This window comes from Pedobacter sp. JY14-1 (assembly GCF_029269825.1).
Taxonomy (GTDB): Bacteria; Bacteroidota; Bacteroidia; order Sphingobacteriales; family Sphingobacteriaceae; genus Pedobacter.
Genome location: NZ_JARJHU010000008.1, coordinates 369,938 through 382,125, shown reverse-complemented (window position 1 = coordinate 382,125; position 12,188 = coordinate 369,938). Strand labels below are relative to the sequence as shown.

Genomic DNA, 12,188 nt, shown 5'->3' with positions numbered 1-12,188 from the left:
ATTTAGTGAATTGTTTCTTTAATTAAAATATAGATACCCATCGCCAGCACAAACCAGCCAAATGCGGGCTTCAGTTTTTTTCCATTGATTTTTGTCGAAAGGTAGGTGCCGAAAAAGACGCCAATGATCGCGATTGCCGTCACCGTTAAGAGGAAATTCCATTCAATCTTACCCTCACCCAATGAAAAGCCAAAGCCAGCAAGGGAATTGACTGCGATAATGAGGAGTGAGGTTCCGATCGCAGCTTTCACCGGAAGTTTTAAAAAATTGACCAGGGCTGGAATGATCAGGAAGCCTCCTCCCGCACCGATCAGTCCGGTGACCAGCCCGACAGCTGTTCCCTGCAGGACGACCAGCGTAAGGTTACCTGACCTTTCGCTGGGTTCTGTCTTGCTTTCTCCTTTGATCATGCTGTAAGCGGCAGTTAACATCAGAACAGCGAAAAGTACCATGAGCAGCGCCGGTTTAGATACCGGTGATCCACCAAAGGCAGAAACTCGTTCAGGTATAGCGGGAAGGAGATAGTGCCGGGTTAAAAATACCGCTGCGATGGACGGCAGTCCAAAAAAAACGGCAACTTGGACGTCGATAAGACCTTTTCTGAAGTAGGAAACAGCGCCTGCAAGGCTGGTCGCGCCCACGATAAAGAGCGAATAAGTGGTGGCCAGTACGGTGTCGACCGTAAAGAGATAAACCAAAACCGGCAGTGTGAGTATGCTGCCCCCACCCCCGATTAGTCCCAGGGAGACCCCGATGAGTATTGAAGCTGAATATCCTGTAATTTCCATTGCCTTTACTTGATGGGTCAAAGCTAGTGCAAGGAAAAGAATGGTACAGCTACTTTAGTTACATAAGGATAATTTTGTTCCTGCCCAGCTTGACATTGCCCTGTTCTTCCAGTTGTTTCAAAAGTCTGGAAACCACTACCCGGGCAGTTCCGAGTTCGCCCGCCAATTGCTCGTGAGTAGTTGTGATCACCTTATTACCCATCAGTTCAGATTTCTTATAGAGCAGATTCAGCAGACGCTCATCTACCTTCTTAAAGGCAATGGCATTTACCACCTCAAGAAGTTCTTCAAAGCGTTTGTGATAGAGACGGAATATATAATCCAGCCACTGCGGATATTCCCTGATAAAAAGGGAGACCTTATCTACCGGCAGGAACATAATGACGGCATCTTCCTCCACTTCGGCCTTGAGCTTGCTCATTTCATTGTGCATGCCGCCCAAAAAGGACATGATGCAGCTTTCCCCGGCTTTGATGTAATACAGCAGGATCTCCCGGCCATCCTCTTCAGTTCGGATTACCCGCATACTTCCGCTGGTGACGATGGGAATAGACCTGATATGCGCATTTTCATCCAGGATCACGCTCCCCGCCGGGTATTTTTTGGTGATGCTGTTCTGTTGAAGTTTTGCGATCAGTTCGGGCGATGACCTGAATTCCTCGATCTGGCTAAGATTTTCCATGACATAAATATAACGATAATGTCATTCAACCTTGATTTTCCGCAACGTAAGCGATCCGATAATCCCTGCTAAAAGTGAAGCGATCAGGATACCGTATTTCGCCTGTTCGATGAACACCGGGTTTTCAAAGGCCAGGCCGCTGATAAACAGCGACATGGTAAATCCAATGCCTGCCAGCATCGAAACACCGGCCAGGTGTTTCCAGTTCGCTCCTTCAGGCAGTTGCGCCAGCCGGAACTTAATCATTACCCAGCAGAAAATCATGATGCCGGCAAATTTCCCGAAGATGAGTCCTGCGGCAACTCCGATGGAGACCGGGTTCATTGCGGACGTCAGAAAATCCGGACCGATAATGATGCCCGCGTTCGCCAGGGCAAACAGGGGCATAATTCCGAAGGCAACCCATGGGTGCAGTGTATGTTCGATGGTCTGAAGCGGAGTTTCTGCAGCCATACTCAACTGTTTGACGTTCTGGATGGTCTTGTTCTGCTTAGGGGTTATGAGTTTACCGCGCTCAGGAATATCGGTCTCAAAGTCATAGGAAAGTTTTCTTAGCTTATCGGAATAGACCCGCTCATCAATCCGCGTCACTGCCGGAATGGTAAAAGCGACCAACACCCCTGCGATCGTGGCATGTACACCGGATAGCAGAAATCCGATCCAGACACAAATCCCAAAAATCAGATAAAACAGCGTGGAACGTATTCCCATGATGTTTCCTGCAAGAAGCACTACCAGCCCGGCTCCGCCTATGGCAAGCGCAGTAAAATTGATTTCTGCAGTATAAAAGAAGGCGATCACAAGCACGGCGCCCAGGTCATCTGCCACGGCGAGCGCTGATAAGAAAACTTTTAATGACGGCGGAACATTTTTGCCCGCCATGGAAAGTAACGCCAGTGCGAAAGCGATATCTGTCGCCATCGGGATGCCCCAGCCATGTGAAGCATCGGTTCCCTTGTTCAGAACAAAATAGATCAGCGCAGGAACAAGCATGCCACCAAGCGCCGCTGTCATCGGAAGTGTAGCTTTGCTCAGGGTAGAGAGCTCTCCTTCCATAAACTCCCGTTTGAGCTCAAGCCCGATGACAAAAAAGAATATTGCCATCAGGCCATCGTTGATCCAGACGTGAAGCGGCTTTTTCAGGATGAAATCATCAAAGCCCACTGAGAAATTGATGTGCCACAGGTGCTCATAAAAGTCGTGGTATACGGAATTGGCCCAGAAGATCGCCGCAACAACGCTGGCCAGCAGTACGAGGCCGCTGGTGTATTCCAGGTGAATGAAGCGGCTAACAGGTGCCATAATCTTTTCTATAACTGTTTTTTCCATGTACCTGATGATTTTGATTTATGCAAATATATTTTTTTTCCCGGGTAAGGGGCCGCTGGTCCGGCTTATTATCTATCTTAACGCAATGAACGAGATATCGCAAGCCATCAGGCGGTTTATTAACTACCGCTTCAGCCTACATGAGGACAGCGCGACGGAGTCCGACACGATTGAATCGATCAGGAAGACCGTAGAGTTCAGGGGAGCAAATCTCTGGACCCTGATCTTTGCTATTTTCATTGCTTCCATCGGGCTCAATGTGAATTCGACCGCGGTTATCATTGGCGCCATGCTTATTTCTCCACTTATGGGCCCGATTATGGGTGTTGGACTGGGCATTGGAATTAATGATTTTGAGCTGGTAAAAAAAGGTGCACGTAACCTGGGTATCGCCACGCTTTTCAGCGTAGCTACTTCGACGCTGTATTTTTGGGTTACGCCTCTGCATGATGCATCTTCGGAAATTCTCGCGAGAACCTCGCCGTCGATATGGGATGTGTTTATCGCGGGGTTCGGCGGACTCGCCGGGGTTATCGCGGCGACGAGAAAGGAAAAGGGCAATGTGGTCCCAGGCGTTGCTATCGCTACGGCGTTAATGCCACCATTGTGCACTGCGGGATTCGGCCTTGCATCAGGCAATATTTATTTTTTTCTGGGTGCGATGTACCTTTACTTTATCAACAGTGTATTTATCTGTGTTGCCACTTACCTGATCGTTCGATACCTGCATTTCCATAAGACAGAGTTTGCTAACCGGGCTGACGAAAGACGCGTGAGCAGGTATATTCTGATTGGCGTACTGATCACGGCTGCGCCCAGTGTTTATCTTGCTTACCGGATTGTGGACAAGAGCATATTCGAAAACAATGCGCGCATGTTTGTCCTAAAAGAGTTCAACTACAAGGATACGCAAGTGATCACCCATAATTACAAATACAGTCGTAAAGGTAATGAGATTGACCTGTTACTGCTAGGGGCTGAGCTCAGTAAAAATCAGCTGGATTCAGCAAAGAGGAAGATGCCTGATTACAAACTGGCGAATACGAGGCTAATTGTCAGGCAAGGGCTTAATGCCAAAAACGAGCTGGACCTCTCGCAGATCAAGGCAAGTATCCTTGAAGCGGTTTACCAGAACGATTCGACAGCAAACATAGGAACAGATAATAAGCTGAATAAACCAGTGCCTGACCTCCGCTCGGAACTGGCTTCACTTTATCCTGTACTGGAAAGTTACAGCCTTGACAACATTAAGGTGAAAAGGCTCGATACAAACAGGACGGATACGATTACTGTGGGAGCATTCAAACTGAAAACGGCATTCCCGCAAGCTGAACGTTTGCGACTGCAACGCTGGTTAAAGTCCAGGCTCAAGGCTGATTCTTTGCAACTTTTGTTTTACTGACCGAGTTGTTAACAGAATCACCGGCAGTTCAACTGGACGGTGCGAATAATAAAACCGGTTATGCAGGCCCGAATGAAAGATAAAATGTTGTTCCTATGCCGGGCTTACTCTCTGCACGTATGGATCCACCCGACTTTTGGAGCTGACGTCTGACCAGGTAAAGACCAATGCCTTTACCTTCGGTGTGCTCATGGAAGCGCTGACCGAATTCAAATATCTTTTCGCCCAGCGCTTGCTGGTCAAAGCCCAGTCCATTATCCCTTATCGTCAGCTCTATTTTGTCGCCATTGATTTTGCTGGCCAGCTCTATCAGAGGAGGAACATCCGGGCGACGGTATTTGACGCTGTTGGAGATCAGGTTGAGCAAAATGCTTTCCAGATCTTCAGGATGGAAAGAAATAGTTTCGGCCCCTGAAAAATCTGTTTTGATGACCGCACCCGTTTCATTTATGATCGCATAAAGCATAGTCCTCACGCGTGTCAGGACTTCTGCAAATTCTATAGTTGGGACCCCCGGGGTCTTCTGATCATTGTGGATCAGCCGCTCCAGGTAAGCATCCATTTTTATTTTTAGGTCATGAATGCTTGATTTCAGCATGCTGACAGGTTCCAGGTCATCTGGAAACGCCAGAGTACCGGGCCTGATGCATAAATCAAGCAGGGAAATCATATTGGCGACGGGCGACCTCAGGTCGTGCATGGCCGTGTAGACAGTTTCCTTCAATTGCTGCTCGCTGTCATTTCTGGCCAGTTCCTCAAGCTTTTTCGATGTGATGTTTTTTGCTACTGCAAAGACCAGTTGCAGGTCGGGGTTTGGCACCGAAGTCCAGGACAGCCATACCACTTCACCGGTTTTCGTCAGATAACGGTTTTCAAAATTGTTCAGGATGCTTCCTTCCCGTAACCGCTGTCTCCAGTCTTCGGTGACGGCCTGGTCCTCAGGATATATAAAGGAGTTGACGGGTCTGGACATCAGTTCCTCTGTTGTAAAACCTAAAGTTTCAGAAACTATGGGATTTACTTTTTTAAAGTATCCGTCGAATCCGGCAATGCAGAAAAGGACCTTCGCAGAATTAAAAAAAAGATCGAGATCAGGATGCGCGTCTGACTTGGGTACAGAGGATTCTATATTCGTCATAAGTACAGTAACTCGTCCGGCAATATATGAATTATAACTGTATTAGCCTCGGCTGCTACCAGTCCGATGTTGATTCTTTGGACTCATTTTTTTGCTGATTTAGGTCCGATGGTAATGAACATCCGCTTCCCTTCGAGTTTTGGCAGCAGTTCTACCTTCCCAAGTTCTTCCAGTGCCTGGGCAAAGTTAAGCAGCAGCAATTCGCCACGTTCTTTGTACATGATAGACCTGCCTCGGAAGTGGACAAAAGCACGGACCTTTTCTCCCGCCTCCAGGAAGGCTGTGGCATGTCTGAGTTTGAACTGGAAATCATGATCATCGGTATTAGGACCAAAACGGATGTCCTTAATGACCGTCTGTTTTGTCTTTGCTTTGATTTCCTTTTCCTTTTTCCGCTTTTCAAAAAGGAATTTGTTATAATCGGTAATCCTGCATACCGGCGGTATGGCATTCGGTGAGATCTCTACCAGGTCAAGCTCTTTTTCCGTCGCCATTTCAAGTGCGGTGGAGAGGGGGTAGATCGCAGATTCAATGTCTTCACCTACAACCCGCACCTGTGGTGCAGTAATAAACTGGTTGATCTTATGTTCTGCTTCTCTTTTCTTAAATGGGACGCGTAGTCCTCTGTTCGATGTTCTTTTTTTAAAAGCCAAATTATAAATGATTTAGTGATCGGATGAATATTTAAAAACTTCTGTATGCGTGCCGGACAGCATTTCCAGTAATGAAGAGACCAGGAATGGTGTATAAAGATTGTACTGTGCAAATGATGCCTGATGCCCAACCTTGATCGTGTAAGCTCCTGGTACACCGGCCAGGACTTTGAACATGTCTTCGTCAGTCTTATCGTCGCCGATACAAAGGATAAAATCATAAGATGCTGCATCGAGAACTTTCCGGGCGGCAAAGCCTTTGTTCACACCCTCGCTTCTCACCTCGATCACCTTATGCCCATTGAGCACGTCTAAAGGCATTTGTAACGTATATTCCACAAGCTCTTCATAAAGGTCTTGCGCACGTCTGTTCGCCAGGAAAGGGTCTGCATTCCGGTAATGCCAGGCCAGTGAGAAATCCTTTTTCTCTATGAAGGAATTTGGGCTTCTGAAAACGTAGTGGTCCATGATCTTTTCAATTTTATCCTTCCAGCCTGTGGAAACTGCAAGTGCTTCATGTGACCATTTCTCTCCAGGTTTCCTGTGCTTTGCGCCATGCTCGGCAATCAGGCCTATATTTAAGTGTCCGAGCCAGCGATCGAGGGTCTGGCTGTCTCTTCCGCTAATGATGTATACATCATTTCGGGAATCTTCACACAGCCCGGAAAGCAGGGCGAGTAATTCCTCTTCCGGGGCCGCTCCGGACGGGATACTGGAAAAGTTTACGAGAGTACCGTCGTAATCAAGCAGGAGCAACCGGTTTTTTCCGGCTTCGTATCTATTCCGTAACTCAGCTTTCGAAAAATTGTCCAGAAACTTTACCTCAAATTTAAGCTGTTGTGATTTGATATGCTCTAGTTCATTGAAAAAGTCTGCTGCCCAGGTATTGACATCATACTTCATAAGCACTTGCTGCATCGATTCCAAGCGCTCTTTCTGTTCTTCTGGTGACATCTGCAGGGCAGTTGCGATGGTATCTGCAATTTCCTCGGTATCATTCGGGTTGATGAGCAATGCATCTGAAAGTTCGGCGGCTGCCCCGGCCATTTCACTCAGGATGAGCACTCCCTGCCCGTCTTTTCTACTGGCCACAAATTCCTTTGCGACCAGGTTCATTCCATCGCGCAGGGGAGTGATCAGGGCGACATCACAGGTGCCGTATAATGCCGTAAGATCAGCAAATTCCAGGTGATCATACTGGTAGATCACAGGCTGCCAGGCTATAGTTCCCATGGAACTGTTAAAATTGCCGATGTACTCATCGATCATTTTTTTTCTTTCATTGTATTTGGCTATCGAATCTCGCGATGGAACAATAACCAGTACAAAGACCACTTTCCCTACAAACTCGGGATAACGATGCAGGAATCTTTCATAGGCTATAAGCCGGTTTTGTATACCCTTGGTATAATCCAGCCTGTCTACGGAGAACAGCATTTTCATCCCTTCCTTTATCGAGGAGTACTTGTTGCGCAGGTCGCGGATATCCTGCCGGTCATATGCATCGTGAAACAAATTATAGTCGATGCTGACCGGAAAGGCATCTACCTGTACCTGCCGGTTGCGCCATTGAATATATTGATTGTCATGCGAAATCTTAAGCGACATATCTATTGTCTTCAGAAAATGCGCAACGTACTCAGCGGTATGAAAGCCGATCAGGTCGGCGCCCAGCATACCTTCAAGAAGTGCCTTCTGCCACTTCCTTGGAATGACACGGAACAATTCATACGACGGAAAGGGTATGTGAAGGAAGAGGCCGATAGTGAGTCCGGGATGTTTTTCCCTGAGCATTCCCGCGAGTGGCAACAGGTGATAATCGTGTATCCAGACGACATCTGTTTCCCGCAGCTGCGCCAATATTGCATCGCAGAATGCTTGGTTTACAGCGATATAAGCCTGAAAAGTGGCGGGATCATATTCCGCATAGGATGGAAAATAGTGGAACAGTGGCCAGAGCAGAGAATTTGAAAATCCATTGTAATATTGTTCATATTGTTCTTCATCGGTAAACACCGGCAGATAGGCATAATGCGAATCGCCGGATTCGGCCTTTTCCCAGGTCTCCCTGTCGATTCCGGGCATGCCCGCCCACAGTTGTTCAGTGAACACTTCTTTTCCGGCGCCACCGATATATGCCTCGACTGCCGAAATGAGTCCGCCAGATGACTGGCGCTGGACATATATGTTGTCTTTCTTTTCAATAGTGAGCGGTAAACGGTTGGAAACTATGAGTAATCTCTTCTGCATAATTTATTGGTGTTAAGAAATGAAAATCCCGGGGAAACACTGCAAGTGTAGGTGACAAGATGACCGGGAGTGCCCTTGAATTTCCGAAGGAACGGGCGGGATATTCTGCTGAATTGGCGCAGAATGATGCAAATATACGATTATTTCACGTAAATCCTAATAGACCACCTCGGTTTTAAGACCTTTTATGATTCCGGGATGGATCTACTCTAAACCCAGGCGGCTGGTAATCTCCTGGCAGATAATTTGCAGGCAAAGTGACCGTGTTGCCGTCACGTACTGCCCTGTAATGTGGAGACATAATTTCAACTCCGGCCTTATTGAACCTGTCCTGGATATTAGCATGAAGACTGGAATAGATGAATGCCTGTTTATCTGGCCTCCTTGTATACGCATTGATGTTGTAGCTGACGTAATAATCGTCAAGGCTGGTCTGCAAAACAAATGGAGGCGACTCCCTTTCTATGAAATCTGTATCTGTCGCAGCTGCAATCAACAGTTCGTGGACCTGGCGCCAGGGAACATCATAGCCGATGGTAACCGTGGTGTTAATGATCAGGCCGCTGCTGAGTGCCTCGCTGCTGTAATTTGTGGTATGGCTGCTCATAACCGTGGAGTTCGGAATGGAAATGAGTTCATTTTTAATAGTTCGGATACGCGTCACCAAAACCGTCTTCTCAATCACATCCCCGTTTACCTCACCGATCTTTACCCGGTCACCCACTTTGAAAGCACGCATGTAAGTAAGTACAAGGCCAGCCACGACATTACTCAGTGCACCCGCTGAGCCGAAGGTGAACAGGACACCCATAAACACCGAAACGCCTTTAAAGATCGGAGATTCAGATCCCGGCAGGTATGGGAAGACCACAATCAGCATAAAAGCAAGCATCAGCACTCTGATAATCTGATATGTTGGATTTGCCCAATCAGAATAAAAACCTGGAATTGTCAGCCTGCCGCGTTCAACCTCTGTTTTCAGGTAGCGGAAAAATTTGATCACGTAGCGGAAGACGATAATCAGTACGGTGATGGTGATCAGGTTGGGTATATAGTTCCAGATTGCAAAAAATATCCGTTTTAAAGGGCTTACAATATAGTCCAGAAGTGTAACAGAGAGGTCACGGGTATAGGGAAATATCCCGAAAAGGACGGGCAATGCAAGGTAAAGGACAAATAAGATTACCAACCAGCGCAGCACAATAAATATAAAGTTCAGCACAGTTAACTGCTGGTCTATAGTGAGCAGTTCCAGTCCTTTAAGTTTAAAGCCTTGAATCCGGCCTCCTTTCTGGTTCAGCACTTTCTGACGCAGCCAGTTGAAAAACCGGTTGACGCCGTAAATAATCAGACAGACAACGACGATAACCAGCAGCGCCAGCAGGCTTTCTTTAAACAGTACCTGCCAGCTGGTTTCCAGATTATAGTCAGAAAGTGCCTTAACAATGATACTCCTCCATTGGGTAGCGAGGAGTTCGCGGGAGGTATTCTGCCAAAGGGCGTCCTGATCGGAAACTGAAACCAGCAGCAGATTGCCATAGATGATGTCTGCACTCAGATCGGTCGCGTTCACAACTACGGAGTCCTTTCTGAAGTTGTAACGGCCAGCGACCTCCTTTAGCCGTCCGGCTATAGCCAGCGCACGGTCCTGTGCGGTAAAGCTGCCTTGTCTCACAAAGACCTGAAAGAGCGTGTCATTTAGCAAGATAACCGGGAAACCCTGCACTACTTTCCGAAGGGAATCTATTTGCTTTTTCTGTACAGTCAGTCTCAAAGCGTCCCGTTGCCGCAACCGGGCAAGCTCATCCATCAGTTCAGCTTTCTGAAGATTATCTGTACTACTCAGACGCGCTACCTGTGTTTCCAGATCCGTACGTTTCAGCGAATCAGCTTCACGGTCCTGGGCAAGCTTCCTCACTTTGAGCAATTGCTTGTCAAGCTGAGCATTTTGAAATGAATCCAATTGCTGACGAATCGTATCCTGTTGTGCTATGGCTGTTGATTGCCAGCAAATCATTACTAAAAGAGTGTAAATGGCATATTTCATAGATAAATCCAATATAGCCTTTTTTGAATTAATGTTTGCCTGACTTGCAATTGGCAATGCCGTCAGGTAACTTTACGTATCCCATATTATAAAATTCCCTGATGGATGTTAACAAAACTCCAGTCCACAAATTAAATGAATTGCAGTCAACGGCTATCTGCGGCAACGACATCAGCTCTTCCTGTCTTTACGTATCTGCACTTACCATTGGATATGCAGGTCAATATGCATGGATATCACTCCTGCTGGTCGCTCTTGTCCTGTTTCTGTTCAGGAAGATTTACGGCGAGGTGGTAGGTGCGCTGCCGCTGAACGGTGGTGCCTATAATGTGCTGCTTAACACGTCTTCAAAGCGTACTGCTTCCTTTGCGGCATGCCTTACAATCCTTTCCTATATGGCCACTGCAGTGATATCAGCCTATGAAGCTATGCATTATCTGCATGACATCTATCCTGGATTGCCATTATTTCCGGCTACAGTTGTGCTTCTTGGCATATTTATGCTCCTGAGCATTATTGGGATCGGTGAATCAGCAGGCGTGGCAGTTCTGATCTTTGTCACGCATGTTGCCTCGCTCACTTTGCTGGTATTGCTATCAGTCTGGTCAATTAGTCATATCGGAACGGCTACGTTTATGCTGAACTGGCAGATGCCGGTAAGTACCGGGGGAGTTGCCACTGCATTGTTTCTTGGATTTTCTGCAGCGATGCTAGGTATATCAGGCTTTGAGAGTTCGGCGAACTTTGTCGAGGAACAGCAACGTGGTGTGTTCCCTAAGACCTTGAGAAACATGTGGCGGTTGGTCAGCGTTTTTAATCCTTTGATCGGGCTGCTTGCACTCACGATGCTGCCGATCGCATCTATTAATGAACACCGGGAGTCCCTTTTATCTTTCATGGGGCTGAAGGCCGGCGGCGCTTGGCTCAGTATACTGATCTCTGTCGATGCTGTGCTGGTGCTCAGCGGGGCTGTGCTGACCTCCTATGTGGGCGTTACGGGGCTTGCGGAAAGGATCGCTCTTGACAGAATCCTGCCTAATTTCTTCCTGGCGAAGAACCGCAAGGGGGTCAACTACCGGATCGTGATTGTCTTTTTCCTGCTTTGCGTTTCGATCCTGCTGATTACGGAAGGCGATCTGGCCAGTCTGGCCGGGGTATATACATTTTCATTTCTGGCTGTTATGGCCCTTTTCGGTGTAGGTAACCTGCTATTAAAGGCAAAGCGAGAAAAATTACCAAGAACTGAGCGTGCGCCGGTTCTTTCTGTAATCGTTGCAGTAGGATTCATCGTGGCAGCTTTCTTTGGAAATATGCGGCTCAATCTCACTTCTTTTTACGTATTTCTTCAGTACATGGGGCCCTCAATGCTCTTTATCCTGATCATGCTGAGCAGGGCAAAGATCGTAAAATGGCTTATTTATGGAATGGGGCATTCGAGCCGGCCGGTCCGGAGATTTTTCAAAAACACATTCCGTCCTTACCGGGCGCTGGTAAAGATCAATTCTCAGGAGTTTGTTTTTTTTACCCGCGGCGATAATGTCGCCGTGCTGAACAGGGTGATGATGTATGTAGAGGAGAATGAGGCGACCAAACGATTGAAAATCGTGCATGTAGCGAACGAAGACAGCAATAATGAGCATTTAAAGAAGGATATTGAGGTATTGGACAGGGCGTATCCAGATATTGATATTGACTTTGTTGAAATTGAAGGCCGCTTCGGTCCGGAACTGATTGACCGCCTTTCAATGGAGTGGAATATTCCTAAGAATTTTATGTTCATCGGCGCTCCGGGAGATCGATTTCCATATCACGTGTCCGAATTGGGCGGGGTCCGACTGATCATCTGAATCCCGGATAGGATTTTTTCTTACCTTTGTACCTCCGGACGCCATCCTGGCG

The 12,188-nt window shown here is 47.3% G+C and carries 9 protein-coding genes; 2 read left to right on the top strand and 7 right to left on the bottom strand.

The genetic code is table 11. From position 1 onward, the window contains the following. Nucleotides 1-2: 2 nt before the first annotated feature. Genes P2W84_RS15195 through nhaA form a run of 3 tightly spaced genes read right to left on the bottom strand, consistent with a single transcriptional unit; the run spans nucleotide 3 to nucleotide 2,799 of the window. Entirely contained in the window at nucleotides 3-788 is a 786-nt protein-coding gene (locus P2W84_RS15195; RefSeq protein ID WP_276091007.1) for a sulfite exporter TauE/SafE family protein, read from the bottom strand. A 58-nt stretch (nucleotides 789-846) separates the two neighbouring features. Continuing rightward, nucleotides 847-1,470: a Crp/Fnr family transcriptional regulator gene (locus tag P2W84_RS15190; protein WP_276091006.1), complete on the bottom strand. Its 624-nt coding sequence runs from the start codon at nucleotides 1,468-1,470 to the stop codon at nucleotides 847-849. A 21-nt stretch (nucleotides 1,471-1,491) separates the two neighbouring features. After that, a complete protein-coding gene (gene nhaA, locus P2W84_RS15185) occupies nucleotides 1,492-2,799 on the bottom strand; it encodes a Na+/H+ antiporter NhaA (protein WP_276091005.1) in 1,308 nt (435 codons plus the stop codon). Nucleotides 2,800-2,884: 85 nt separating this feature from the next. Here nhaA and P2W84_RS15180 point away from each other — a divergent pair, with 85 nt between their 5' ends. Next, entirely contained in the window at nucleotides 2,885-4,201 is a 1,317-nt protein-coding gene (locus P2W84_RS15180) for a TIGR00341 family protein (protein ID WP_276091004.1), read from the top strand. A gap of 58 nt (nucleotides 4,202-4,259) precedes the next feature. Here P2W84_RS15180 and P2W84_RS15175 read toward each other — a convergent pair whose 3' ends face one another. From P2W84_RS15175 to P2W84_RS15160, 4 genes are all read right to left on the bottom strand, one after another. Then, a complete protein-coding gene (locus tag P2W84_RS15175) occupies nucleotides 4,260-5,339 on the bottom strand; it encodes a PAS domain-containing sensor histidine kinase (protein ID WP_276091003.1) in 1,080 nt (359 codons plus the stop codon). 83 nt (nucleotides 5,340-5,422) lie between these two features. After that, a complete protein-coding gene (gene infC / locus P2W84_RS15170) occupies nucleotides 5,423-5,992 on the bottom strand; it encodes a translation initiation factor IF-3 (protein ID WP_276091002.1) in 570 nt (189 codons plus the stop codon). 12 nt (nucleotides 5,993-6,004) lie between these two features. Then, entirely contained in the window at nucleotides 6,005-8,242 is a 2,238-nt protein-coding gene (locus tag P2W84_RS15165; RefSeq protein ID WP_276091001.1) for a bifunctional alpha,alpha-trehalose-phosphate synthase (UDP-forming)/trehalose-phosphatase, read from the bottom strand. A 175-nt stretch (nucleotides 8,243-8,417) separates the two neighbouring features. Further along, nucleotides 8,418-10,259 (bottom strand): mechanosensitive ion channel domain-containing protein, encoded by a 1,842-nt coding sequence (locus tag P2W84_RS15160; RefSeq protein WP_276091000.1) that lies wholly within the window; start codon nucleotides 10,257-10,259, stop codon nucleotides 8,418-8,420. A gap of 131 nt (nucleotides 10,260-10,390) precedes the next feature. On the opposite strand from P2W84_RS15160, the gene P2W84_RS15155 reads away from it, so the two are divergent. Further along, complete coding sequence (locus tag P2W84_RS15155; RefSeq protein ID WP_276090999.1) at nucleotides 10,391-12,136, top strand: APC family permease; 1,746 nt, start codon at nucleotides 10,391-10,393, stop codon at nucleotides 12,134-12,136. Nucleotides 12,137-12,188 lie beyond the last annotated feature (52 nt).

What these genes read in the sequence shown, in the direction of transcription:
- P2W84_RS15195 (WP_276091007.1), bottom strand. Translation starts at nt 788, where the DNA reads ATGGAAATTACAGGATATTCAGCTTCAATACTCATCGGGGTCTCCCTG.
- P2W84_RS15190 (WP_276091006.1), bottom strand. Translation starts at nt 1,470, where the DNA reads ATGGAAAATCTTAGCCAGATCGAGGAATTCAGGTCATCGCCCGAACTG.
- nhaA (WP_276091005.1), bottom strand. Translation starts at nt 2,799, where the DNA reads ATGGAAAAAACAGTTATAGAAAAGATTATGGCACCTGTTAGCCGCTTC.
- P2W84_RS15180 (WP_276091004.1), top strand. Translation starts at nt 2,885, where the DNA reads ATGAACGAGATATCGCAAGCCATCAGGCGGTTTATTAACTACCGCTTC.
- P2W84_RS15175 (WP_276091003.1), bottom strand. Translation starts at nt 5,339, where the DNA reads ATGACGAATATAGAATCCTCTGTACCCAAGTCAGACGCGCATCCTGAT.
- P2W84_RS15165 (WP_276091001.1), bottom strand. Translation starts at nt 8,242, where the DNA reads ATGCAGAAGAGATTACTCATAGTTTCCAACCGTTTACCGCTCACTATT.
- P2W84_RS15160 (WP_276091000.1), bottom strand. Translation starts at nt 10,259, where the DNA reads ATGATTTGCTGGCAATCAACAGCCATAGCACAACAGGATACGATTCGT.
- P2W84_RS15155 (WP_276090999.1), top strand. Translation starts at nt 10,391, where the DNA reads ATGGATGTTAACAAAACTCCAGTCCACAAATTAAATGAATTGCAGTCA.